Raw genomic sequence first — 25612 nt, 5'->3', positions numbered from 1 at the left:
GTTAATGAACCTCGACCACAGAACCCTGCAAACGCTGCAAGGCATCGTTGACCGCGTCCGGCATCAGCTGCCGCAGGCAGTTGTAATGGCCGAAACGGCAGGTGCGGTCGAAGCAAGGGCTGCAATCGAGTCCCAGACGAACGATTTCCACGTGCTCGGCCAGCGGCGGGGTGAAACCCGGCGAGGTCGAACCGTAGACCGCCACCAACGGGCGATTCAGCGCAGCGGCCACGTGCATCAGGCCGGAATCGTTGGAGACCACCGAATCGGCGCAGGACATCAGGTCGATGGCCTCGGCCAGCGAAGTACCGCCGCTGAGGTTCACGGATTCTTCGCGCAGGCCCGGAATCAACCGCGCGCGGATGTCTTCGCCCACCGCGTGATCGTTCTTCGAGCCAAACAGCCAGACCTGCCAACCTTCGCGAATCCGCGCCTCGGCGACCTTGGCGTAATGCTCGGACGGCCAGCGTTTGGCTTCACCGAATTCGGCGCCGGGGCACAGCACCAGCACCGGGCGGTCGAGGGTCAGGCCGAACTTGGCCAATGCAGCCTCGCGGGTCACCGGATCGATCTGCAGGCTCGGGCGCGGATAAGGTTTCGGCAACTCGGCGTTCGGCTCATAGGCCAGCGCCATGAAACGCTCGATCATCAGCGGATAACGTTCTTTATCCAGCGTGCGCACGTCATTGAGCAAGCCGTAGCGGAATTCGCCGCGCCAGCCGGTGCGTTTCGGGATGCCGGCGAAGAACGGCACCAGCGCCGACTTCAGCGAGTTCGGCAGCAGGATCGCCTGGTCGTACTGGCCGGCCAGGGATTTGCCGATCCGCCGACGGGTCGCCAGCTCCAGCGCGCCGTGGCCGAGCGGGAAGCTCAAGGCCTTGCGCACTTCGGGCATGCGTTCGAGGATCGGCCGGCTCCACTCCGGGGCCAGCACGTCGATTTCGCACTGCGGGTGGCGCTGCTTGAGACACTGAAACAGTGTCTGCGCCATCACCATGTCACCGACCCAACTGGGCCCAACGATCAGAATATTCATGTGGTTTCCATAAACGAACCGGGGAGGCTTTACGCCTCCCCGTCTCGAGAATCAGCTTAGCCCCAGCTCACGCCAGATCCGCATCACCTGCCGCCGTTCGTCCGCGAACTGATCGCCCGGTATCACCCCGGCGTCCTTCTGCAAGGCCTGCCGGTGGGCGGCGGAACGATAGGCCTTGTAGGCCTCACGCAACAGGCTGGCGTCTTCGGCAGGCATCAGCCCTTCGTGCTCCAGCTCTTCCAGAATGCGGATATTGTCCGTCCAGCGCAGCAACGGCGGGTGGGTCTGCGACCACGCCAGGGCCGCGTATTGCACCATAAATTCAATATCGACGATACCTCCGGCGTCCTGCTTGAGGTCGAACGGCGCCGTGGCCTCGAAGGCATTCGCCCCGGTGCCGGCGGCGGTGCTCTTGCTGCCGAGGTTGTCACGCATCTTGGCGCGCATCTCGCTCACTTCCTGTTGCAGTTTCGCCAGATCCCGCGCCTTGCCCAGCACCTGGGCCCGGACGTTCTCGAACGCCTGGCCGACATCCTTGCTGCCCACCAGCACCCGCGCCCGCACAAGGGCCTGATGCTCCCAGGTCCAGGCTTCGTTTTCCTGATAGCGCGCAAACGCGCCGAGCGAACTGACCAACAGCCCCGATGCACCGGACGGACGCAGGCGCATGTCCACTTCGTACAGCTGACCGGAGTTGGTCTGCGCCGTCAGCAGGTGAATGATCCGCTGGCCGAGCCGGGTGAAGAACTGCGTGCCATCGATGGGTTTCGGGCCATCGGTTTCCGCCTGCTGGTCGCCATCGTGGATGAACACCAGGTCCAGGTCCGAACCATGCCCCAACTCGATCCCGCCGACTTTCCCATAACCGACAATGATGAAGCCGGGATCGCACAACGTGCCGTCGGTGCGCAGCGGCGTGCCGTACTTGGCCACAGTCTGGCGCCAGGCCAGGGCCAGCACTTGCTCAAGAATCGCCTCGGCGAGCCAGGTCAGGTAATCGCTGACTTTCATCAACGGCAGGCTGCCGGCGATTTCCGAGGCGGCGACGCGCAAGCGGTGCGCCAGTTTGAAATGACGCAGGGCTTCCATCTGTTGTTCGAGGTCGTCTTCAGGGATCCGGGTCAGGCGCTCGCGCAACTCGGCGGCCAGTTCCGGCGCCAGCGGCGGCTTGAACAGGCGACCTTCGTTGAGCAGTTCATCAAGCAACAGCGGGAAGCGGGTGATCTGCTCGGCGATCCACGGGCTGGCGGCGCACAGCGTCAGCAAGCGGCGCAGCGCGCCGGGGTTTTCGGTCAGCAAGACTAAATAAGCCGAGCGCCGGGCCACGGCCTCGACCAGCGGCAGCACCCGTTCCAGCACCAGATCGGGATTTTCGTGCTCAACCGCCTGAGCGAGCAGGCGCGGAATAAAGGCATCGAGACGCTCGCGCCCCAGACGCTGCATCGCCCGCAACTGCGGGCTGGCACGCAGGCTCGCCAATGCCTTCAAGGCCTTGGTCGCGTCAGCGAAACCGCCCTCCTCCAGCTGCCGACAGGCCGCCTCTTCGTCCTGAGCCTCTTCCCACAGCGGCAGCCATTCTCCGCCGACCACCACTTCGCTCTCGGTGCCTTCGTCTTCATCAGGATCGGCGATCACTTGCGCAAAGTGCCAAGCGACGCGGCCACGCCAGAACATCAGCTTCTCGTGGAACGCCTCCCAATCGGCAAAACCGAGCATGAACGCAATACGCGCCTGATCCTGAGCGCTGTCCGGCAGCATCTGGGTCTGGCGGTCAGCAATCGCCTGGATCGCGTGTTCGGTGTAACGCAGGAATTCGTAACCTTCGCGCAGTTCGCTGATCACCGCTGGCGGCAGATAGCCTTGCCCTTCAAGCGTGCTCAACACCTTTAATAGAGGGCGCTGTTGCAGACTCAGGTCGCGACCACCGTGAATCAGTTGAAAGGCCTGGGCAATGAACTCGACTTCACGGATACCGCCAGAGCCGAGCTTGATGTTGTCGGCCATGCCCTTGCGCCGCACTTCCTGCTGGATCAGTTGCTTCATGGTGCGCAGCGCTTCGATCGCCGAGAAGTCCAGATAGCGCCGGTAAACGAACGGCCGCAGCATTTCCTGCAATTGCTCGCCCGCCACTTGATCGCCGGCCACCACCCGCGACTTGATCATCGCGTAGCGTTCCCAATCGCGGCCCTGATCCTGGTAATACTGCTCCAGTGCATTGAAGCTCAGTACCAGCGCGCCGGACGAGCCGTACGGACGCAGGCGCATGTCGACGCGGAACACGAAACCGTCGACGGTGATCGGGTCGAGGGCCTTGATCAGGCGCTGGCCGAGGCGGATGAAGAATTCCTGATTATCCAGCGGGCGCTTCACGCCGACGGTTTCGCCGCCTTCGGGGTAGGCGAAGATCAGGTCGATGTCCGAGGACAGGTTCAGCTCGACCGCGCCGAGCTTGCCCATGCCGAGGATGACCATTTGCTGCGGTTCGCCGCTGCGCCGGCCGGTCGGCGTACCGAACTGGTCGCAATGGCGGCGGTACAACCATTGATAGGCCTGATCGATGCTGGAGTCGGCCATGTCCGAGAGGTCGCGGCAGGTCTGCACCAGATCGGCCTGGCGGTTGAGGTCGCGCCAGATGATCCGCACCTGATGCCGGGTGCGCTGACGGCGCAGGACGCGGCCCAGTTCATCTTCGGTCTGTGCGGTGCTGACCGCAGTCGCGATCTGCCCGCACAACTCGCCGGGAGCGAACGGCCGGTCCAGCTCGCCGGACTGCACCAGCGACAACAACATCAAAGGGTCACGAACGCTCTGTTCAATGACGAAATCGCTGGCGGCGCTGACGCGGGCGAACTGCGCCCAGCGTTCCGGCGTCCAGGAGGAGAAGCCGTGATCGTCTTCCAGTTGACCGACAGCCGCACGGAATGACTGCTCCGATCGGCTGACCAACGGCAGGAGAATGGCGGGCAGTTCGGCAAGCGCGGGCAGGGTCATGGTCTATCCTTGATCGGCGTGTAAATGGCCGCTTGTAGTGATGAATGAAAAACCGCTACGCGAAGGACTGTCGAACAAAAGTGAGAAATAGCTGAAATTTCTTTTTCTTTGGCAGCCAACATCAAACTTTCACCTTTTTCGGATGGCTAAAGACCAACCTTAACGATTATTCTCACAACGCAGTCGGAGGCCACAAGCCTTTCATCTGTAGTTTTACTACTCGTCTATACATTCGAAAGGCTGAAATGCCGGATGATTTGTAGTAAAACTACACGCCGCCGGAACAACCTGTCGGCAATCCAAGAATTTTAAATCGTCTGCCCACAAGGCCAGTCGCAAACTCAGGCAACCGATTCTGGAAGCCTTTCCGCCCTGGAGCAAGCCATGCAAGACCTCGATCCCGTCGAAACCCAGGAATGGCTGGACGCCCTGGAATCGGTTCTCGACAAAGAAGGCGAAGACCGTGCTCACTATCTGATGACCCGTATGGGTGAACTGGCGACCCGCAGCGGTTCGCAGCTCCCTTACGCCATCACCACGCCTTACCGCAACACCATCCCCGTTACCCACGAAGCACGCATGCCTGGCGACCTGTTCATGGAACGCCGCATTCGCTCGCTGGTACGCTGGAACGCGATGGCCATGGTAATGCGTACGAACCTGAAAGATTCTGACCTGGGTGGTCACATCTCCAGCTTCGCTTCCAGTGCGACCCTGTACGACATCGGCTTCAACTACTTCTTCCAGGCCCCGACCGACGAACACGGCGGCGACCTGATCTACTTCCAGGGCCACACCTCGCCAGGCGTTTACGCCCGTGCATTCATGGAAGGCCGCATCACCGAAGACCAGATGAACAACTTCCGCCAGGAAGTCGACGGTCAGGGCCTGTCGTCCTACCCGCACCCTTGGCTGATGCCTGACTTCTGGCAGTTCCCGACCGTATCCATGGGTCTGGGCCCGATCCAGGCGATCTACCAGGCTCGCTTCATGAAGTACCTGGAACACCGCGGTTTCATCCAGCCGGGCAAACAGAAAGTCTGGTGCTTCCTGGGCGACGGCGAGTGCGACGAGCCGGAATCCCTGGGCGCCATCTCCCTGGCCGGCCGCGAGAAGCTGGACAACCTGATCTTCGTCATCAACTGCAACCTGCAGCGCCTCGACGGCCCGGTTCGCGGCAACGGCAAGATCATCCAGGAACTCGAAGGCGTGTTCCGCGGTGCTCAGTGGAACGTGACCAAAGTCATCTGGGGCCGTTTCTGGGACCCACTGCTGGCCAAGGACGTCGACGGCATCCTGCAACGTCGCATGGACGAAGTCATCGACGGCGAGTACCAGAACTACAAAGCCAAAGACGGCGCGTTCGTGCGTGAACACTTCTTCAACACGCCTGAACTCAAGGCGATGGTTGCAGACCTGTCCGACGACGAGATCTGGAAACTCAACCGTGGCGGCCACGACCCATACAAGGTCTACGCGGCGTACCACGAAGCGGTCAACCACAAAGAACAACCGACCGTTATCCTGGCCAAGACCATCAAGGGTTACGGTACCGGTGCGGGCGAAGCGAAGAACACCGCGCACAACACCAAGAAAGTCGACGTCGACAGCCTGAAGCTGTTCCGCGACCGCTTCGACATTCCGGTGAAAGACGAAGAGCTGGAAAACCTGCCGTTCTTCAAACCGGAGCCAAACAGCGCCGAAGCCCGTTACCTGGCCGAGCGTCGCTCTGCACTGGGCGGTTTCGTTCCTCAGCGTCGCGCACAGAGCTTCAGCGTACCGACTCCGGATCTGGACACCCTCAAGGCGATCCTCGACGGTTCCGGCGACCGTGAAATTTCCACCACCATGGCCTTCGTGCGGATCCTCGCGCAACTGGTCAAGGACAAGGAAATCGGCCCGCGCATCGTTCCGATCATCCCGGACGAAGCCCGTACCTTCGGCATGGAAGGCATGTTCCGTCAGTTGGGCATCTACTCGTCCGTCGGCCAGCTCTACGAGCCAGTCGATAAAGACCAGGTGATGTTCTACAAGGAAGACCAGAAAGGTCAGATCCTTGAAGAAGGCATCAACGAAGCGGGCGCCATGAGCTCCTTCATCGCTGCCGGTACTTCGTACTCCAGCCACAACCAGCCAATGCTGCCGTTCTACATCTTCTACTCGATGTTCGGCTTCCAGCGTATCGGCGACCTGGCCTGGGCTGCCGGCGACAGCCGTACCCGTGGCTTCCTGATCGGCGGCACCGCCGGCCGCACCACCCTGAACGGTGAAGGCCTGCAGCACGAAGACGGTCACAGCCACCTGCTGGCCGCCACCATCCCGAACTGCCGCACCTACGATCCGACCTACGGCTACGAGCTGGCGGTGATCATTCAGGACGGCATGAAGAAGATGACCGAAGAGCAACAGGACATCTTCTATTACATCACCGTGATGAACGAGTCCTACCAGCAGCCAGCCATGCCGGCCGGTGCCGAAGAAGGCATCAAGAAAGGCATGTACCTGCTGGAAGAAGACACCCGCGATGCGGCGCACCACGTACAGCTGATGGGCTCCGGCACCATCCTGCGTGAAGTCCGTGAAGCGGCGAAGATCCTGCGTGAAGAGTTCAACATCGGTGCCGACGTGTGGAGCGTTACCAGCTTCAACGAACTGCGTCGCGACGGCCTGGCCGTAGAGCGCAGCAACCGTCTGAAACCGGGCCAGAAGCCTAAGCGCAGCTACGTCGAAGAGTGCCTGAGCGGCCGTAAAGGTCCGGTCATCGCCTCGACCGACTACATGAAACTGTTCGCCGAGCAGATCCGTCAGTGGGTACCGTCCAAGGAATTCAAAGTCCTGGGCACCGACGGTTTCGGCCGCAGCGACAGCCGCAAGAAACTGCGTCATTTCTTCGAAGTCGACCGTCATTTCGTGGTGTTGGCAGCCCTGGAAGCACTGGCTGACCGTGGTGATATCGAACCTAAAGTCGTGGCCGAGGCCATTACCAAGTTCGGCATCGACCCGGAAAAACGCAACCCACTGGACTGCTGAGGAGAAACTCTGTGAGCGAACTCATTCGCGTACCTGACATCGGCAGCGGTGAAGGTGAAGTAATCGAACTGTTTGTGAAGGTCGGCGACCGTATCGAAGCCGACCAGAGCATCCTGACTCTGGAATCGGACAAAGCCAGCATGGAAGTGCCGGCCCCGAAGGCCGGCGTCATCAAGAGCCTGAAAGTGAAGCTGGGCGATCGCCTGAAAGAAGGCGACGAACTGCTGGAGCTGGAAGTCGAGGGCGCCGCAGCTGCGGCCCCTGCTCCGGCTGCTGCGCCTGCCGCCAAGGCCGAAGCTGCACCGGCTGCCGCTCCTGCACCGGCTGCTCCAGCTGCTGCCCCTGCTGCCGCTTCGGTTCAGCAAGTGCACGTGCCGGACATCGGTTCGTCGGGCAAGGCCCAGATCATCGAGATCCAGGTCAAGGTCGGCGACAAGGTCGAGGCTGATCAGTCGCTGATCACCCTGGAATCCGACAAGGCGAGCATGGAAATCCCGTCGCCTGCCGCTGGCGTGGTCAAGGCCATCAGCGTCAAGTTGAACGACGAAGTCGGTACTGGCGACCTGATCCTGGATCTGGAAGTGGCGGGTGCTGCGGCCCCTGCTGCGGCCGCTCCGGCCCAGGCTGCTACTCCAGCCGCTGCCGCTGCTCCGGCGCCTGCCGCCGCGCCAGCCGCACCGGTTGCCGACAGCGTTCAGGACATCCACGTTCCGGACATCGGTTCGGCCGGCAAGGCCAAGATCATCGAAGTACTGGTCAAGGCTGGCGACAGCGTTGAAGCCGATCAGTCGCTGATCACCCTGGAATCCGACAAGGCGAGCATGGAAATCCCGTCGCCTGCCGCTGGCGTGGTGGAAAGCATTTCCATCAAGCTGGACGATGAAGTCGGCACCGGCGATCTGATCCTCAAGCTGAAAGTCAAAGGCGCCGCTCCGGCTGCTGCCCCGGCTCCAGCTGCCGCTGCTGCTCCGAGCGCTCCGGCGCCAGCTGCTGCTCCGGCTGCCGCTGCACCTGCTGCTGCCGCTCCGGTTGCTGCTCCAGCCAAGCCTGGCGCCAAAGTTCACGCCGGTCCTGCCGTGCGTCAACTGGCTCGCGAGTTCGGCGTCGAGCTGAGCGCTGTCGGTGCCAGCGGTCCGCACGGTCGCATCCTGAAAGAAGACGTGCAGACTTACGTCAAAGCCATGATGCAGAAGGCCAAGGAAGCACCGGCCGCTGCTGCTGGCGCAACCGGTGGCGCGGGCATCCCGCCGATTCCGGTCGTCGACTTCAGCCGTTTCGGCGAAATCGAAGAAGTGCCGATGACCCGCCTGATGCAGGTCGGCGCCGCCAACCTGCACCGCAGCTGGCTGAACGTGCCGCACGTAACGCAATTCGACTCGGCGGATATCACCGAGCTGGAAGCGTTCCGCACCGCACAGAAAGCTGTCGCAGAGAAGGCCGGCGTCAAGCTGACCATCCTGCCGCTGCTGCTCAAGTCCTGCGCACACCTGCTCAAGGAACTGCCGGACTTCAACAGCTCGCTGGCACCAAGCGGCAAGGCGATCATCCGCAAGAAATACGTGAACATCGGCTTCGCCGTCGACACCCCGGATGGCCTGCTGGTGCCGGTCATCAAGAACGTCGACCAGAAGAGCCTGCTGCAACTGGCCGCCGAGGCCGCTTCCCTGGCTGAAAAAGCCCGGACCAAGAAGCTCTCGTCGGACGAGATGCAAGGCGCCTGCTTCACCATTTCCAGCCTCGGCCACATTGGCGGCACCGGCTTCACGCCGATCGTCAACGCGCCGGAAGTGGCGATCCTCGGTGTTTCCAAGGCAACCATCCAGCCAGTCTGGGACGGCAAAGCCTTCCAGCCGAAACTGATGCTGCCGCTGTCGCTGTCCTACGATCACCGTGTGATCAACGGCGCCGCTGCTGCACGCTTCACCAAGCGTCTGAGCGACCTGCTGGCGGACATCCGCACCATCCTGCTGTAAAGCGCTCGGCCCTCCGGGAACGGAGGGCCGACCGTGTCCCACGTTTTCGAGCGCCACACGCTCGTACCTCAACCCCGTCAGTTTGGCGGGGCTTTTTTTTGCCTGAAATAACTGTCGCCCGAACTTTTCCCACAACTTGTGCTGATATAGGCCACGACTTGAGTCCACTTCCTGTCGATATTTTTCAGCAACAGGCAACTAACCTTGATGTATTAAAGTTGCACCAACAAAGCGGGGCAACTTTGTTCATCACCAACATTTATTCGAATGGATTCGAACATGCTGAAACCTACTGTCGGCCCGATCGTTGGCCACACAACAACTCATCAGGCGCGGATCTTTATTCGCGGCGGACTGCAACATAACACTGCCGTATTTGCCGGCATTCGTTACCGACTACTGGATTCCAATCAATGGCAAACGGGCCAGTTTGTAAAGCTTGATTCAACTCGCGACATGACTGAAGTGCTGGTACTCGATCATTTGCAAGCCGACACCGAGTACGAATACCAGACCGGCTGGTTCAGCCCGATGAGCCCCGTCCACACCATCCACAGCGTGGCGGAGCTGCCGCTGCAATGGCCACGAGAGACATATCGCCTGCGCACCCGCAGCCATCAGCCTTTACAGCCTCGCGCCTACATCCTTGGCTCCTGTCGCTACCTGCGTCTGACTTCCGGCATCCCGGTCCTCCCGCATCTGGGCGACCGGATCTTCGCGTCCATCAGCCAACTGATCGAAGGCGCACAACCTGCGATTGGCGCAATCATGATGTGCGGCGACCAGATCTACGCGGACGATCTGAATCTGCTCGCCCCGGATCGCGACTACGACGAGATCATTGCAAAGTATCGTGCGGCGTTTTCCCTGCCCAATATTCGACGACTGATGTCCGGCACTTCGACATACATGATCCTGGATGATCATGAAATAGAAGATAACTGGCCAATGAACGCGGACGAGTCCGATGTAACTCTGTTTCGCAACGCAATGACGGCTTACGAACTCTATCAAGCCAGTCACAGCCCGGTTTATTCACCAACAACTAACGGCACTATTGATCGAACTTCACTGACGCACTACTGGTATCAATTCAGCGATGGCGATATCGAATGGTTTGTAACGGACAGCCGAACTCGCCGCAACTTGTCGAACGACAACCGCCGCATTCTCGATGAAGAACAGGAACAGGCCTTGTGCAAGTGGTTGGTCGAGAGCCCGGCGCGGGTCAAGTTCGTGGTCACCAGCGTCATGTTCTACCCCGACCGCAAAATCAACGGCGACGATGCCTGGGCGGGCTTCCCCGAACAGCGCCTGCGCCTGCTGGAGACTATCCGCCAGCATCGGCTCAAAAACGTTGTGTTCATTTCCGGCGATGTGCATGGCTCGCTGACCAGTCGTCTGAGCCACAGCGATGATCCGGAGTTTGAAGTTCACACCGTCGTATCCTCGCCGCTGAGCAACAGCAAACTGCTGCCCTACGCCACCGCCGCGACCTTCACGCTCGACCAGCCATTGGCGCAGACCGAGTCAGGCGAATACCGGCACGAACTGACCAGCCAGGTCATCAGCCAGGACAACTTCGCGCACATGGTGGTCGAGGTCGGGCGGATCCAGGTCAACTACCACGATCGCGATGGCAGGCACCTGCAATCCATCGATATTCCATTGCGATGAATCCAGCGGCACGACCGTTCTGGATGCCGGAGGGCTCTGGAACGGGCATCTCCAAGCTTGAAAGCATTACTTTCCGGCAAGCGCTGGAGAAATGTTCACTGCAGCCGACATATTCTTATAGCACTTGGCCTTCATGTCTCTTGTCAGTCGGTGCCGCAATGATGCAACCTTGCCGCAGGCAACAGTAAAGAGGGCGAGAGCCCGGCGCGTTCAGCAAATTTCCAAGCGAGTTCCCTTCATGAAGAGCCAACCCGATGCCGCCAGCCGTATGGTGGCCGAGGTAGTGACGCAGTTGCCTGTGCCCTCGCGGCTCGGCATGCTGCGTTTCGAGCGCCTGAATGAAGCCAGCTGGGCGATGCTGTTTCTCGATCCCAACTGCGAACGCCAGTTCGGCCAGCCGGCCGTCGAACTCTGCGCCCTGGTCGGCTCGCCCTACGCCAGCCTGATGGAACCCGAAGCGCGCTATCAACTGCACGACGCGATCCAGCAGCAACTCAGCCAAAGCCCGCATTATCTGGTGCGCTACACCCTGCACACCGCCGCCGGCGCATTGAGCATTCTTGAACTCGGCGAAGCCTACAAACAGCACAACCGCCACTTGCTGCGCGGTTACCTGCTGGCGGTCGACAACGTGTTCGATGAAGCGCCAGCGCTGCCGTCCGTCGATCTGGAAACCCAGAATTCGCGCCTGCAAATCGCCCTTGAGCTCAACCAGCGTGCCCAGCAGGAACAGCTGCAACATCTGGAGCGGGTGCGCGCCCAGCAGGATCTGATCCTGTTGCTGGCCCGCCAGCGCTACAGCAGCCAGAACTCCCTGCAAGAAGCCGCCGAGCTGATCACCCGCTGTGCCTGCGATATCTACGAAATCGACTGCGCCAGCCTGTGGAATCTGGAAGGCCAGAAACTGGTGCCGATCTCGGCCTACCACCGCGCCACTCAGGAATACATTCTGCCGGAGGCAATCGACGTCAGCGGCTTCCCGGATTACATGGAAGCGCTGCACGGCAGCCGCGCCATCGACGCGCACAACGCGATGCGCGACCCGCGTACCCGGGAGATGGCCGAAGCTCTGCGCCCCCGTGACGTCAACGCCATGCTCGACGCCAGTATCCGTGTCGACGGCCAGGTGGTCGGCGTGCTGTGTCTGGAGCAGACTGGTGTCACCCGCGCCTGGCAGTCCGACGAAATCGCCTTTGCCGGCGAGCTGGCCGACCAGTTCGCCCAGGTCATCAACAACCACAACCGGCGCACCGCCACCAGCGCCCTGCACCTGTTCCAGCGCGCGGTCGAGCAAAGCGCCAACGCCTTTTTGCTGGTCAATTGCGACGGCGTGGTCGAGTACGTCAACCCGAGCTTCACCGCGATCACCCAGTACACCACCGAGGAAGTCCACGGCCAGCGCCTGGCGGAGCTGCCGGCCCTGGAAAACCTCAGCGAGCTGCTGTTCGACGCGCCTTCGGCGCTGGCCAAGAGCAACAGCTGGCAGGGCGAATTCAAGAGCCGCCGCAAAAACCTCGAACCCTACTGGGGCCAGTTATCGATCTCCAAGGTCTACGGCGACAACCGTGAGCTGACGCATTACATCGGCATCTACGAAGACATCACCCAGACCAAACTGGCGCAGCAACGCATCGAGCGCCTGGCCTACACCGACAACCTGACCAACCTCGGTAACCGGCCTGCATTTATCCGCAACCTGGATGAACGCTTCGCCCGAGATAGCGATACCCCGATCAGCCTGCTGCTGGTGGACATCGACAACTTCAAGCGGATCAACGACAGCCTCGGTCACCAGACCGGCGACAAACTGTTGATCAGCCTGGCCCGGCGCCTGCGCAACAGCCTGAGTTCCAGCGGCAGCCTGGCGCGGTTCGCCAGTAACGAATTCGCGGTATTGCTCGACGACACTGACCTCGAGGCTGGCCAACAGATTGCCAGCCAGCTGCTGATGACCCTCGACAAACCGATGTTCGTCGACAACCAGTTGATCAGCGTCACGGGCTCCGTGGGCCTGGCCTGCGCGCCGCTGCACGGTCGCGACCCGCAGACCCTGATGCGCAACGCCGGCCTCGCTCTGCACAAGGCCAAGGCCAACGGCAAACATCAGGTCCAGGTGTTCACCGAAGCGCTGAACGCCGAAGCCAGTTACAAACTGTTCGTCGAGAACAATCTGCGCCGGGCCCTGACCCAGAACGAACTGGACGTGTTCTACCAGCCGAAGCTGTGCCTGCGCAGCGGTCGCCTGCTCGGTATGGAAGCGCTGCTGCGCTGGAACCATCCAGAACGCGGCATGATCCGCCCGGACCAGTTCATCAGCGTCGCCGAGGAAACCGGCCTGATCATTCCGATCGGCAAATGGATCGCCCGCCAGGCCTGCCGCATGAGCAAGGCGCTGACCGCCGCCGGCATGGGCAATCTACAAGTGGCGATCAACCTGTCGCCCAAGCAGTTCTCCGACCCGGATCTGGTGGCCTCGATCGCCAATATCCTCAAGGAGGAAGCGTTGCCGGCCAATCTGCTGGAGCTGGAACTGACCGAAGGCCTGTTGCTTGAAGCCACCGAAGACACCCACTTGCAGCTCGACCAGCTCAAGCGCCTGGGCCTGACCCTGGCCATGGACGACTTCGGCACCGGTTACTCGTCGCTCAGCTACCTGAAAAAATTCCCGATCGACATCATCAAGATCGATCGCAGCTTCATCCATGAAATCCCGGACAACCAGGACGACATGGAAATCACCTCCGCCGTGATCGCCATGGCCCACAACCTGAAGCTCAAGGTCGTGGCCGAAGGCATCGAGACCGCCGAGCAGCTGGCGTTCCTGCGTCGCCACCGCTGCGACGTCGGCCAGGGCTACCTGTTCGACCGGCCGATTCCGGGCGGCGAACTGATCCAGGCGCTCAAGCGCTACCCGCGCGGCCCGCTCTGCCTGTAACCCACAAGGCACTATCCTCACATTTTGCCTGGTGATTAACCGGGCATCATTGGGCACACTGTGAGTCTGTTTATAGACATCCCATCCTGACTGAGAGGAACGATCATGGTTCTGCGCTCGGAAATTCTGGTGAACAAAAACGTGCTACCGACTAAAGAACAAGCTCTGCCTGGCCGCGAAACCGCAATGACCCTGCCTGAAAAGCACTTTGTGTTCGAAGACACGCCGCTGCTCGGCCCGTTTTTCGAAGACGTCGACTTCGCGATTTTCGGTCTGGGCTGCTTCTGGGGTGCGGAACGCCGCTTCTGGCAGCGCGAAGGCGTGGTCAGCACCGTGGTCGGCTACGCCGGCGGTTACACGCCGAACCCGACCTACGAAGAAGTCTGCTCGGGCCTGACCGGCCACGCTGAAGTCGTTTTGGTGGTGTATGACAAAGCCAAGGTCAGCTACGAAGAACTGCTGGCGATGTTCTGGGAATTGCACAACCCGACGCAGGGCATGCGCCAGGGCAATGACATCGGCACTCAATACCGTTCGGTGATCTACGCGACCCATCCGGAGCAACTGGATGCGGCGTTGAAGAGCAAGGCTGTCTATCAGGCCGAGCTGTCGAAGGCGGGTCTGGGTGAAATCAGCACCGAGATTGAACAGGCCCCGACCGTTTACTTCGCCGAGACCTATCACCAGCAGTATCTGGCGAAAAACCCGGAAGGTTACTGCGGGATTGGCGGCACCGGCGTTTGCATGCCGCCGAGTCTGGCGGGTAACTAAGCCCGGCCTGATCGCTCCCGCGCTATGTGCGGGAGCGATTGACGGTTGATCAGCTTTCGGCGATCAACCAATCCATCTGCCATCCACCCTGGGTCTGACCCAACTTCTTGGACAGCCACGGCAGCAGCTCACGCAATTCTTCCTCCAGCCCCCACGGCGGATTGGCAATCGCCAGCCCGGAGCCGTTCAGGCTGTTCGGCGTGTCCAGCGGATGCACCAGCAGCTCGACCCGCAGCAATTTCGGCGCACCGGTGCCGGCCAGATCCTGATAGAAACGACGCAGCGCGCGCTGATCCTTCACCGGATACCAGATGGCGGCCACGGTCTGGCGCATGCGCGAGATCGCCTCTTTCAAGGATGCTGCGCAACGCTGCATCTCGTCGAGTTTCTCGAACGGCGGGTCGATCAGCATCACCGCACGTTTCTCGGCCACCGGCAGCAACGCCCGCGCCACATGCCAGCCCTCACCCAGATGCACGGCCACACGACGATCGCCCTTCATGTTGTCCTTGAGCAGCACGCCATCCTCCGGGTGCTTCTCGTTGAGCAACACCCGGTCCTGGGAACGGGTCAGACGCCGCGCCAGCTCCGGCGAGCCCGGGTAATAGCGCAGCTGGCCGTCCGGGTTCATCTCGTGCAGCACGTTCATGTAGTCGGCGGTCAGCGCCGGCAGATCCGGTTGATCCCACAACCGCGCGATGCCTTCCAGGTACTCGCCGGTACGGTTGGCCTGATCGCCCTGCAGGTCATACAGGCCGATGCCGGCGTGGCTGTCGAGATAGGCAAACGGCTGCTCCTTGCGCGACATCAGGGCGATGAGACGGGTCAAGGTCAGGTGTTTGAACACATCGGCGTGATTGCCGGCATGGAAGGCGTGACGATAATTCATGGCTGCTCCTGCGAGGGCCGTGAAGTTTACCTTTTACCGGGCGGCAAGTCAGGGGTTGGGGGCTGAGTGGGCGTTCCCGGCGTTACACTGGCCGCAACCACCTGACAGGAAGTCTGAAAATCATGTACCGCCGGATCATTGCCCTCCTGTGCCTGCCGGGTTCATTACACGCCTTCGCTGGCGAAGAACACACCGAACAGGCACGCCAGAATCTGAAGAACTACGGTTTGAGCCACTGCATCCTGGCGCCATTCAAAGAACAATCTGCACTGGAAAAGGACATCAAACTGTCCGCCGGAGCCTACTCGTTCATGGGCAAAGGCCTGCACACCGTTGTTCAGAACGAGGACACACTGGAAGTCGTGCACGATCCTTACAAGGAAACCGAAAACTACGTACTCGCTGCCTACGATCAGACACCCTCGGCCAGCCAGCACTCGAATCGGAAAGTCGTGTTTTACGCATGCCTTCAGGTTTACAACTCCCAGGCTTTCGACAGTTTCATCAAGACCCAGGATGCTTACATCTCGGAATGATCACCCAACGGGAGAGGTTTCGTTCGAGTAATCCTTTGAGTTCGCTGTTTTGGCGAGGGAGTCTGCATCGTCTGTCAGGGCTGCGCGCGCAGGCGCTTGCCAATCACATCCAGCACATCACAGCCGTCACGCAATGGAATCACGCAGAGTTGGGCGAAGTCGCTCAGAATGACGGAGTCGCACTCGACCGAGCCACGCATGCACATGTTTTCCAGGACCTGGATTACGGCGCGGATACGGTAGTTGGCGGCGTCCATCAGGATGTCGAGCGGGGCATGGGTGTCGATGAAAAGGGTGGGCATGTCGTTGCAGTTGCTGGTCAGCGCCATGAGGCGGTTGTCGGGGTGAGGGATGAAGGGTTCGTAGGGAGGATCGGGTTTTAACGTCGACATTTTTTGCACCTCGGCAGGTTAAGTGAGGCTGCCAACGACCTTCCTACAGGTTTGGGTGGCAGCTGTACGCGAGAGTAGGAAACTGAGGAACCCACCAAACTCAGCTACGCCGAAGCGTTCCCGCGCACAGCTGCCGCGAACAATGTCATGGGCACGTTCAAGTGCCGCAATCAAAGAGCAGAGCGAATGCACGGTGAGTTTTCCAAGGGTTCCTACGCCCTGTCACCACTCTCGCAGTGACAGCCAAAAGACTATCCCCGCACCACCGCGCCCACCAGTTCACGCAAACCGCCGCAACTCGCAGGAAACGTCCGAAGCCTTTGCCCGGAAATTTCACTCTGACTCGTCCCGCAAGTAGTCCAGCAACGCCGAAGCCGACGATTCGTCCGACGCCGAAACTGCAAAAAACCTGACGACCTTGCAGCGCAAAACATCGGTGGGAAACGCCTCGAACAACGCCGGTTGCTCTTCGCTCAACCACTGCAAGGCGTTGTTGATCCGGGTTTCATCGCCGAACTGCGACAGCAGCTTTTCCGGCACCGACCACCAAGGAAACTCCCGCCCCGAGACCCGCGCCCTGCCCCCGATCTCGACGGCCTGACCGTTGATCAACCCTCGCGTGAGGACCGGCAGCAATTGCCCGGCATCCACTTCGGGCGACTCGAGGATCGGCAACAAATACCGCCCATCCCAAAACCGGAAGAACACCGCTTTCCCGTCCGGCATCAGCACCTGAGTCAAACTGCGAAAGTGCTCGACCACCGCCTCAAGCCCCGCCGAAGAGACCGCCAGCCAGCCCCAGTCGCGAGACTCCGTGGTCGCGACCCAATCCAGAAACTCACTGCCCGCGTCGATGATTCCCACGTAGGGCATCAGCGCGTCCCACTCGGCATAGATCGTTTCCGCCCAGACCGGTATCGGCATCTGCGCATTCGACAGCCAAGCTTTCAGCGGATCAACCGCACTGGTGCTGCTGAAAATCGCGAACAACTGTTCCGACGGTTTCAGCGGCACATCCTTCAACCATTGATCAGGCTGCACAGACACCCTCCTTGCAGCGCTCGCACTCTTCGCAGAACGGCGCATCTCCTTTAAGACTCAGAATTTGCGCGGCAGTCAGTATCGCTGCCGGTGCTGCCACCAGTTTTTCTGGCAACCCCGGCACCGTCGGCGCCGCGCTCATCGCCGCCATCGGCGCGCCACCCACCACAATCGGCACGCTGCTGAAGATTCCGCCGGGACCGATGTTGATCCACTGTCCGCCCGCCTGAATCGTCGCGCTCGCACCACCATCGATCACCACTTGCTGGCCGGCGCTGACGTGGAATTGAGCACTGGCGTTGATCGCCTGATTGCTCACGCGGATGTGCCGGTCGCCGGTCACCGTCAGGTGATCGTCCTGCTTCACTTCGGTCTGACGCTGGCCGTGGGTGATGCGCTGTTCATCGGCCTTCAATTCATGTTTGGCGAGACCGGTGACGACGACACTGCGCTGGTTGTCGACCTGCACCTGCTGATCATTCAGCACATGCTGCGTCCAGTTTCGCTGGGCCCGCAGGTAGATTTCCTCGGCGCCCTTGCGATCCTCGATGCGCAATTCGTTGTAGCCACCGCCGCCGGGACTACTCTGGCTGCGGAAAATACTGCGAGTCTTGTCGGCCGGCAGATCGAGCGGCACCGGCGTGGCGGCGTTCGGCAGGCAACCCATGACCAGCGGTTTGTCGGCATCGGAATCAATGAACCCCACCAGCACTTCCATGCCGACCCGCGGAATCAGCACGCTGCCATAACGGTCATGAGCCCAGCCGCTGGCGACCCGCAACCAGCAGCTCGAATGCTCGTTGAGTTCACCGTCGCGATCCCAGGCCAGTTGCACCTTGACCCGACCGTACTCGTCGCAATGAATTTCACTGTCTTGCGGGCCGGTGACCACGGCCGGTTGATAACCGAGCATTCGTGGTTTTTCCGGGCCCATCGGCGGGCGGAAGAACACTTCCCACGGGGTGGCGAGAAAGGTATTACGGTAACCCCGGAATTCGTCGCCATCGCTGGTGACAGATTCCTCCAGTACTTGCGGCTGTCGGCCATGGTGCTCGATTGCGGTCAGCAGCCAGAGGTCATTCAAATCCTGGCGCGGATGCTCGGTCAGTTGCAGGAAATGTCCACTGACCAAGGAGGATTGATCGCTGCGACCCTCAGCCTGACGGTAGTCGGCGACATGTCGCTCAAGGGTGCGCCGGGCCAGTTGCTTGCCGGTTTCGCGCGCATTGAACTGGCCGGGAAAATGGTAATCCTCCAGCACCGGGCGCTGTTCGCTTTCAACCCAACTCTGCAGCGGCAGACGCGGTTTGGTGAAGTCGTAATCACGTCGTGTGACCACGCTGGTGCGGGTTTCCACCCGGACGGTGAAACGCTTGATCGCCGGTGCCGCCGCAGCCATGCCGCTGCCCGGCAGGTACAGCGTCGGCTCGGCCAGACGCGGGAACACCGTTTGATCGTCGCCGAATACCAATAAATGCCCGTCCGGGCTGTGCTGAAAGTGGAAATGAATACCGACCTCGGCACACAAGCGCTGAATGAACGCCAGATCGCTCTCGGCGTACTGCACGCAATACTCGCGCGACGGGTAATCGCTGCCAAGACGAAACTCGAAGGCATCGCGCAGGATCGCGTGATCCTTGAGGATCTGCGTCACGATCTGCGGCACGCTTTGGTGCTGGAAGATCCGCTGATTGATCCGATGGCCAAGGTAGGCCAGACGCGGAACAAGACTGACGTGATAGCGGGTCAGACGCTTGCCGGAATCCCCCTGCCCGACCCGATAGATCTGACCGTGGATACCGGAACCGTCTTCATCAAAACTCAGAAACGCCTGACAGTGCAGCAGGCTTTCCAGATCCAGATCCGGCCGTTCACTGACCAGTTCCAGGTCAAAGCGAAAGGGTTGGCTGATGGCTTCCTTGCCCGTGAACTCAAGGACTTTGAGGTCAAACTGGGCGCCTTCGACGGTCAACGTGAAACGCGGTTGATTGGCAGGCGCGAACATCCGATGTCTCTCTGCAGATTGAGGGCGGGCGATTCTGCATGAGGGGCAAGGGGTGCAGGTTGGGTGACTGAAAAATCAGATTTGCCCTACTTAAAACTTCGATTTGGCCTTCAACAATCGACGCTTTCAACTACAGACACATCCGTCAGAAATATCGCAGAACCCTGTGGGAGCTGGCTTGCCAGCGATGAGGTCGGCACATCCAGCATTCAGGGCGACTGACGCATCGCCATCGCTGGCAAGCCAGCTCCCACAGGGGGTTCCAGCGTTCATCAGAAATTGAAGGCAATAAAAAACGGCCCGCTTCCGGGTAGGAAACGGGCCGTTCTTTTGTGAGCCTCAGCTCATTTCCATCACTTGTTCAGATGGAAGTCCTTCTCCGCCGCTTCAAAGCGCTGAACCATGCCAGTGCTTGGCTGGCCCATCAGGCTGACCAGGTAGATGGCCAGGCTGGCGAAGATGAAGCCCGGGATGATTTCGTACAGGCCCAGTACTTCAAAATGCTTCCACACGATCACGGTGATCGCGCCGACCAGGATGCCGGCCAGTGCGCCGTCACGGGTCATCTTTTTCCAGATCACCGAGATCAGCACCACCGGACCGAAGGCTGCACCGAAACCGGCCCAGGCATAGGACACGAGCCCCAGCACGCGGTTTTCCGGATTGGCGGCCAGAGCGATGGCGACCAGGGCGACCAGCAGCACCATCGCACGACCGACCCACACCAGTTCAACCTGGGAAGCGCTCTTGCGCAGGAAAGCTTTGTAGAAGTCTTCGGTCAGGGCGCTCGAGCACACCAGCAACTGGCAGCTCAGGGTGCTCATCACCGCCGCGAGAATCGCCGACAACAGCACGCCTGCAATCCATGGGTTGAACAGGATTTTCGCCAGCTCGATGAATACGCGCTCGTGGTTTTCGGTCACTGGACCCGCCACTTCCGGGTGCGCCGAGAAGTAAGCGATACCGAAGAAGCCCACGGCAACGGTGCCGCCCAGGCACAGGATCATCCAGGTCATGGAGATGCGACGGGCCTTGGCGATCGATTTCACCGAATCAGCGGCCATGAAACGCGCCAGAATGTGTGGCTGGCCGAAGTAGCCCAGACCCCAGCCCATCAGCGAGATGATGCCGATGAAAGTGGTGCCCTTGAGCATGTCGAAGTTGCTCGGGTCCTGCGCTTCGATGGCCAGGAACGTGGTATCCACGCCACCGGTCGCCAGCAGAACGATGATCGGCGTCAGGATCAGCGCGAAGATCATCAGGGTGGCTTGCACGGTGTCGGTCCAACTGACCGCGAGGAAACCGCCGACGAAGGTGTAGGCAATCGTCGCCGCAGCACCGGCCCACAGCGCCGTCTCGTAGGACATGCCGAAGGTGCTTTCGAACAGGCGGGCGCCGGCAACGATGCCGGAAGCGCAGTAGATGGTGAAGAACACCAGAATCACGACTGCCGAAATGATCCGCAGCAGACCGCTCTTGTCTTCGAAACGGCTGGAGAAATAGTCCGGCAGAGTCAGCGCATCGCCGTTGTGTTCGGTTTGAACACGCAGACGACCGGCGACGAACAGCCAGTTCAGATAGGCACCGACGATCAGGCCGATGGCGATCCAGCTTTCGGACAGACCGGACATGTAGATGGCGCCCGGAAGGCCCATCAGCAACCAGCCGCTCATGTCGGAAGCGCCGGCGGACAATGCGGTCACCACGCTGCCCAGGCTGCGGCCGCCCAGAATGTAGTCGGAAAGGTTGTTGGTGGAGCGATAGGCCATGAAGCCGATCAGCACCATTGCTGCGATGTAGATCACGAACGTGATCAGGGTTGGATTGCTTGCGCTCATTACGTACGTGCCCTGGCTTTGTTTTTATGTAGCGGCGGCGGTTGCACCGTTTGCAGACTGACGTCTGACAGACGATTCGCACGGCCACGCATTTATGACCAATGTTTCCCCAGGAAAGCCATTGGCCGGTGCGCAGGGTTTCCCCGGTTGCACCTTGGGCGCGAATCCTATGCAACAAAGCAAAACAGGTGCAACCAGTTTCTTGAGAATTAGTTGCACCTAATCGGAATTATCCTGAAAAGGCGGCTTTTTGCTCCCTTTTAGCGCAGTCACGAGCCTTTGCTAGAAGCAAAAGCACCAAGCAGGAGCAGCACTTTCGTACCAGAAAATATTTCCTGACGAGTTGCCGAATATTCCGACAAAAAAGGGTTGCACCCGGTTGCACCTCTTTCGGCTCGCGGCTAATCTTGCCGCCAGCTGTTGTCGCGCAACTGCGGCACCTATGAGGATAAAAATATGGCTACCACCACCCTTGGGGTCAAACTCGACGACCCGACCCGCGAGCGCCTGAAAGCCGCCGCAACCTCGATTGATCGCACACCGCACTGGCTGATCAAGCAGGCAATTTTCAATTACCTGGAAAAACTCGAGGGTGGTGCAACCTTGACCGAGCTGAACGGTTTGACCGCCAAGGACGCCGACGACGCGGGCGAAGTCCACACCGATCACGCTCACCAATGCTTCCTTGAATTCGCCGAAAGCATCCTGCCGCAATCGGTGCTGCGCGCTTCGATCACCGCCGCTTACCGTCGCCCTGAGCCGGAAGTGGTGCCGATGCTGATCGAGCAGGCTCGCCTGCCGGCGCCGATGGCCGAAGCCACCAACAAACTCGCCGCAACCATCGCGGAAAAACTGCGTAACCAGAAGAGTGCCGGCGGTCGTGCAGGCATTGTTCAGGGCCTGCTGCAGGAATTTTCCCTGTCGTCCCAGGAAGGCGTGGCGCTGATGTGCCTGGCCGAAGCGCTGCTGCGTATCCCGGACAAGGGCACTCGCGATGCACTGATCCGCGACAAGATCAGCACCGGCAACTGGCAGCCGCACCTGGGCAACAGCCCGTCGCTGTTCGTCAACGCGGCGACCTGGGGCCTGCTGCTGACCGGCAAACTGGTTTCCACTCACAACGAAGCCGGCCTGACTTCGTCCCTGAGCCGCATCATCGGCAAGAGCGGCGAGCCGATGATCCGCAAGGGCGTCGACATGGCCATGCGCCTGATGGGCGAGCAGTTCGTGACCGGCGAAACCATCGCCGAAGCCCTGGCCAACGCGAGCAAGTTCGAAGCCAAGGGCTTCCGTTATTCCTACGACATGCTCGGTGAAGCGGCGCTGACCGAACACGACGCCCAGAAGTACCTGGCCTCGTACGAACAAGCCATTCACTCGATCGGCAAAGCGTCCCACGGCCGTGGGATTTATGAAGGCCCGGGCATCTCGATCAAGCTGTCGGCCCTGCACCCGCGTTACAGCCGCGCCCAGTACGAGCGCGTGATGGACGAGTTGTACCCGCGCCTGCTGTCGCTGACCCTGCTGGCCAAGCAATACGACATCGGCCTGAACATCGACGCCGAAGAAGCCGATCGCCTGGAGCTGTCGCTGGATCTGCTCGAGCGCCTGTGCTTCGAGCCGCAACTGACTGGCTGGAACGGCATCGGTTTCGTGATCCAGGCCTACCAGAAGCGTTGCCCGTACGTGATCGACTACGTGATCGATCTGGCTCGCCGCAGCCGTCATCGCCTGATGATCCGTCTGGTGAAAGGCGCGTACTGGGACAGCGAAATCAAGCGTGCCCAGGTCGAGGGCCTGGAAGGCTATCCGGTCTACACCCGAAAGGTGTACACCGACGTTTCCTACATCGCCTGCGCCCGCAAACTGCTGTCGGTACCTGAAGTCATCTACCCGCAGTTCGCGACGCACAACGCCCACACCCTGTCGGCGATTTATCACATTGCCGGTCAGAACTATTACCCGGGCCAGTACGAATTCCAGTGCCTGCACGGCATGGGCGAACCGTTGTACGAGCAGGTTGTAGGCAAGGTTTCCGAAGGCAAGCTGAACCGTCCGTGCCGCGTGTACGCTCCGGTCGGCACCCACGAAACCCTGCTGGCGTACCTCGTACGTCGTCTGCTGGAAAACGGCGCCAACACCTCGTTCGTCAACCGCATCGCCGACCAGTCGATTTCGATCCAGGAACTGGTGGCCGATCCGGTTGCGCAGATCGAGCAGATGGCGACCGTGGAAGGTGGTTTCGGCCTGCCGCACCCGCGCATTCCGCTGCCGCGTGACCTGTACGGTTCCGAGCGCGCCAACTCCAGCGGCATCGACATGGCCAACGAACATCGTCTGGCCTCGCTGTCCTGCGCGTTGCTGGCCACCGCGCACAACAACTGGAAAGCCGCGCCGATGCTCGGCTGCGCCTCCAGCAACGAAGCGCCGGCACCGGTACTGAACCCGTCCGATCTGCGTGACGTGGTCGGCCATGTGCAGGAAGCCACCGTCGAAGACGTCGACAACGCCATTCAATGCGCCCTGAACGCCGCACCGATCTGGCAGGCCACCCCGCCGGCCGAACGTGCCGCGATTCTGGAACGCGCCGCTGACCTGATGGAAGGCGAGATCCAGCCGCTGATGGGCCTGCTGGCCCGCGAAGCCGGCAAGACCTTCGCCAACGCCATCGCCGAAGTCCGCGAAGCCGTCGACTTCCTGCGTTATTACGCGGTGCAGGCACGCAACGATTTCAGCAACGACGCCCACCGCCCGTTGGGCCCGGTGGTCTGCATCAGCCCGTGGAACTTCCCGCTGGCGATCTTCAGCGGTCAGGTCGCCGCCGCACTGGCCGCTGGTAACCCGGTGCTGGCCAAGCCGGCCGAGCAAACTCCGCTGGTCGCAGCACAAGCCGTACGCCTGCTGCTCGAAGCCGGGATTCCGGAAGGCGTGCTGCAACTGCTGCCGGGTCGCGGTGAAACCGTCGGCGCCGGTCTGGTGGGTGACGAGCGCGTCAAAGGCGTGATGTTCACCGGCTCCACCGAAGTCGCCCGTCTGCTGCAACGCAACATCGCCGGTCGCCTCGACAATCAGGGCCGTCCGATTCCGCTGATCGCCGAAACTGGCGGCCAGAACGCGATGATCGTCGACTCTTCGGCACTGACCGAACAAGTGGTGATCGACGTGGTGTCGTCGGCCTTCGACAGCGCCGGCCAGCGTTGCTCGGCCCTGCGCGTCCTGTGCCTGCAGGAAGATTCCGCAGATCGCGTTATCGAAATGCTTAAAGGTGCGATGGCTGAAAGCCGCCTCGGCAACCCGGAGCGCCTGTCCGTGGACATCGGCCCGGTGATCGACGCGGAAGCCAAGGCCGGTATCGAGAAGCACATCCAGGGCATGCGCGATAAAGGTCGCAACGTGTACCAGGTGGCCATCGCCGATACCGAGGAAGTCAAACGCGGCACCTTCGTCATGCCGACCCTGATCGAATTGGAAAGCTTCGACGAGCTGCAACGCGAGATCTTCGGCCCGGTGCTGCACGTGGTGCGCTACAAGCGTAAAGAGATCGACCAGTTGATCGCCCAGATCAACGCCTCCGGTTACGGCCTGACCCTCGGCGTGCATACCCGCATCGACGAGACCATCGCCAAGGTGATCGACAACGTCAACGCCGGTAACGTCTACGTCAACCGCAACATTGTGGGTGCCGTGGTCGGCGTTCAGCCGTTCGGTGGTGAAGGCCTGTCGGGTACCGGTCCGAAAGCTGGCGGCCCGCTGTACCTGTACCGTCTGCTGTCGACGCGTCCTACCGATGCCATCGAACAATCCTTCGCTCGCGGTGATGCTGCCGTGGCACCGGACGTTCGTCTGCGCGACGCCATGAGCAAACCGCTGACCGCCCTGAAAGCCTGGGCCGACAGCAACAAGTTCGCCGACCTGAGCACCCTGTGCGTGCAGTACGCAGCGCAGTCGCAAAGCGGTATCACCCGCGTACTGGCCGGCCCGACCGGCGAGAAGAACAGCTACGCGATCCTGCCACGCGAGCACGTGCTGTGCCTGGCGGACATCGAAGGTGATCTGCTGACCCAACTTGCTGCGGTACTGGCGGTGGGCGGTTCGGCGGTCTGGCCGGAATCCGACACCAGCAAGGCATTGTTCGCACGTCTGCCGAAGGAAATTCAGGCGCGGATCAAACTGGTTTCCGACTGGAACAAGGACGATGTGGTGTTCGATGCGGTTCTGCATCACGGCCATTCCGACCAGTTGCGTGCGGTCTGCCAGCAGATCGCCAAGCGTGCCGGCGCCATCGTCGGGGTTCAGGGCTTGTCTCAGGGCGAGACCAACATTGCGCTGGAGCGCCTGGTGATCGAGCGCGCATTGAGCGTCAACACTGCGGCAGCGGGTGGTAACGCCAGCCTGATGACCATCGGTTAATCGCCGACTCTGTCAGCAACATAAAAAATGGGCGCCCTCACCGGCGCCCATTTTTTTGGCCTCTCCATCACCGTTATCAATCTTCCTG

At 60.8% G+C, this 25612-nt stretch carries 14 protein-coding genes; 7 read left to right on the top strand and 7 right to left on the bottom strand.

Translation table 11 applies throughout. The features are described from left to right. Position 1: 1 nt before the first annotated feature. A complete protein-coding gene (waaF, locus tag QR290_RS03650; protein WP_039766536.1) occupies positions 2 to 1036 on the bottom strand; it encodes a lipopolysaccharide heptosyltransferase II in 1035 nt (344 codons plus the stop codon). Between the two features lie 51 nt (positions 1037 to 1087). Beyond that, the gene (glnE, locus tag QR290_RS03645) at positions 1088 to 4027 is read right to left on the bottom strand and encodes a bifunctional [glutamate--ammonia ligase]-adenylyl-L-tyrosine phosphorylase/[glutamate--ammonia-ligase] adenylyltransferase (RefSeq protein WP_289204351.1); all 2940 of its coding nucleotides are present in this window, start codon (positions 4025 to 4027) and stop codon (positions 1088 to 1090) included. A gap of 384 nt (positions 4028 to 4411) precedes the next feature. Here glnE and aceE point away from each other — a divergent pair, with 384 nt between their 5' ends. The 5 genes from aceE (at position 4412) to msrA (ending at position 14413) form a co-directional block, all read left to right on the top strand. Next, positions 4412 to 7057: a pyruvate dehydrogenase (acetyl-transferring), homodimeric type gene (aceE, locus tag QR290_RS03640; RefSeq protein WP_115076307.1), complete on the top strand. Its 2646-nt coding sequence runs from the start codon at positions 4412 to 4414 to the stop codon at positions 7055 to 7057. Positions 7058 to 7068: 11 nt separating this feature from the next. Further along, entirely contained in the window at positions 7069 to 9030 is a 1962-nt protein-coding gene (aceF, locus tag QR290_RS03635) for a dihydrolipoyllysine-residue acetyltransferase (protein WP_289204350.1), read from the top strand. Between the two features lie 279 nt (positions 9031 to 9309). Continuing rightward, positions 9310 to 10707 carry an alkaline phosphatase D family protein gene (locus QR290_RS03630; protein ID WP_115076305.1) on the top strand — a complete coding sequence of 466 codons (1398 nt, stop codon included), beginning with the start codon at positions 9310 to 9312 and terminating at the stop codon, positions 10705 to 10707. Between the two features lie 238 nt (positions 10708 to 10945). Beyond that, positions 10946 to 13642, top strand: coding sequence for a putative bifunctional diguanylate cyclase/phosphodiesterase (locus QR290_RS03625; RefSeq protein WP_115076304.1), 2697 nt, complete (start codon positions 10946 to 10948; stop codon positions 13640 to 13642). Between the two features lie 105 nt (positions 13643 to 13747). Continuing rightward, the gene (gene msrA / locus QR290_RS03620; RefSeq protein ID WP_007952303.1) at positions 13748 to 14413 is read left to right on the top strand and encodes a peptide-methionine (S)-S-oxide reductase MsrA; all 666 of its coding nucleotides are present in this window, start codon (positions 13748 to 13750) and stop codon (positions 14411 to 14413) included. A gap of 49 nt (positions 14414 to 14462) precedes the next feature. On the opposite strand, the gene QR290_RS03615 is transcribed toward msrA, so the two are convergent. Further along, positions 14463 to 15302, bottom strand: coding sequence for a 23S rRNA (adenine(2030)-N(6))-methyltransferase RlmJ (locus QR290_RS03615; protein WP_085711101.1), 840 nt, complete (start codon positions 15300 to 15302; stop codon positions 14463 to 14465). 122 nt (positions 15303 to 15424) lie between these two features. Between QR290_RS03615 and QR290_RS03610 the strand changes: the two genes are divergently transcribed. Further along, positions 15425 to 15838, top strand: coding sequence for a hypothetical protein (locus tag QR290_RS03610; protein ID WP_115076303.1), 414 nt, complete (start codon positions 15425 to 15427; stop codon positions 15836 to 15838). Positions 15839 to 15912: 74 nt separating this feature from the next. Here the strand turns inward: QR290_RS03610 and QR290_RS03605 are convergent, their stop codons facing one another. From QR290_RS03605 to putP, 4 genes are all read right to left on the bottom strand, one after another. Further along, complete coding sequence (locus QR290_RS03605) at positions 15913 to 16230, bottom strand: hypothetical protein (protein ID WP_115076302.1); 318 nt, start codon at positions 16228 to 16230, stop codon at positions 15913 to 15915. A gap of 333 nt (positions 16231 to 16563) precedes the next feature. Next, a complete protein-coding gene (locus QR290_RS03600) occupies positions 16564 to 17271 on the bottom strand; it encodes a DUF4123 domain-containing protein (RefSeq protein ID WP_430736780.1) in 708 nt (235 codons plus the stop codon). Then, positions 17261 to 19276 (bottom strand): type VI secretion system tip protein VgrG, encoded by a 2016-nt coding sequence (locus QR290_RS03595; protein WP_289204349.1) that lies wholly within the window; start codon positions 19274 to 19276, stop codon positions 17261 to 17263. Before QR290_RS03595 ends, QR290_RS03600 begins: the two co-directional genes overlap by 11 nt. A 353-nt stretch (positions 19277 to 19629) precedes the next feature. Next, complete coding sequence (gene putP, locus QR290_RS03590; RefSeq protein WP_115076299.1) at positions 19630 to 21114, bottom strand: sodium/proline symporter PutP; 1485 nt, start codon at positions 21112 to 21114, stop codon at positions 19630 to 19632. A 456-nt stretch (positions 21115 to 21570) separates the two neighbouring features. Between putP and putA the strand changes: the two genes are divergently transcribed. Continuing rightward, the gene (putA, locus tag QR290_RS03585; RefSeq protein ID WP_115076298.1) at positions 21571 to 25524 is read left to right on the top strand and encodes a trifunctional transcriptional regulator/proline dehydrogenase/L-glutamate gamma-semialdehyde dehydrogenase; all 3954 of its coding nucleotides are present in this window, start codon (positions 21571 to 21573) and stop codon (positions 25522 to 25524) included. The last annotated feature ends 88 nt before the right edge of the window (positions 25525 to 25612 follow it).

The sequence above is a fragment of the Pseudomonas fluorescens genome, from assembly GCF_030344995.1.
In the GTDB taxonomy this organism is placed as follows: domain Bacteria; phylum Pseudomonadota; class Gammaproteobacteria; order Pseudomonadales; family Pseudomonadaceae; genus Aquipseudomonas; species Aquipseudomonas fluorescens_BF.
This window is presented reverse-complemented; position numbering and strand designations above follow the sequence as displayed.

What these genes read in the sequence shown, in the direction of transcription:
- putA (WP_115076298.1), top strand. Translation starts at nt 21,571, where the DNA reads ATGGCTACCACCACCCTTGGGGTCAAACTCGACGACCCGACCCGCGAG.
- glnE (WP_289204351.1), bottom strand. Translation starts at nt 4,027, where the DNA reads ATGACCCTGCCCGCGCTTGCCGAACTGCCCGCCATTCTCCTGCCGTTG.
- QR290_RS03625 (WP_115076304.1), top strand. Translation starts at nt 10,946, where the DNA reads ATGAAGAGCCAACCCGATGCCGCCAGCCGTATGGTGGCCGAGGTAGTG.
- QR290_RS03630 (WP_115076305.1), top strand. Translation starts at nt 9,310, where the DNA reads ATGCTGAAACCTACTGTCGGCCCGATCGTTGGCCACACAACAACTCAT.
- QR290_RS03595 (WP_289204349.1), bottom strand. Translation starts at nt 19,276, where the DNA reads ATGTTCGCGCCTGCCAATCAACCGCGTTTCACGTTGACCGTCGAAGGC.
- aceE (WP_115076307.1), top strand. Translation starts at nt 4,412, where the DNA reads ATGCAAGACCTCGATCCCGTCGAAACCCAGGAATGGCTGGACGCCCTG.
- QR290_RS03610 (WP_115076303.1), top strand. Translation starts at nt 15,425, where the DNA reads ATGTACCGCCGGATCATTGCCCTCCTGTGCCTGCCGGGTTCATTACAC.
- msrA (WP_007952303.1), top strand. Translation starts at nt 13,748, where the DNA reads ATGGTTCTGCGCTCGGAAATTCTGGTGAACAAAAACGTGCTACCGACT.
- QR290_RS03605 (WP_115076302.1), bottom strand. Translation starts at nt 16,230, where the DNA reads ATGTCGACGTTAAAACCCGATCCTCCCTACGAACCCTTCATCCCTCAC.
- waaF (WP_039766536.1), bottom strand. Translation starts at nt 1,036, where the DNA reads ATGAATATTCTGATCGTTGGGCCCAGTTGGGTCGGTGACATGGTGATG.
- QR290_RS03615 (WP_085711101.1), bottom strand. Translation starts at nt 15,302, where the DNA reads ATGAATTATCGTCACGCCTTCCATGCCGGCAATCACGCCGATGTGTTC.
- putP (WP_115076299.1), bottom strand. Translation starts at nt 21,114, where the DNA reads ATGAGCGCAAGCAATCCAACCCTGATCACGTTCGTGATCTACATCGCA.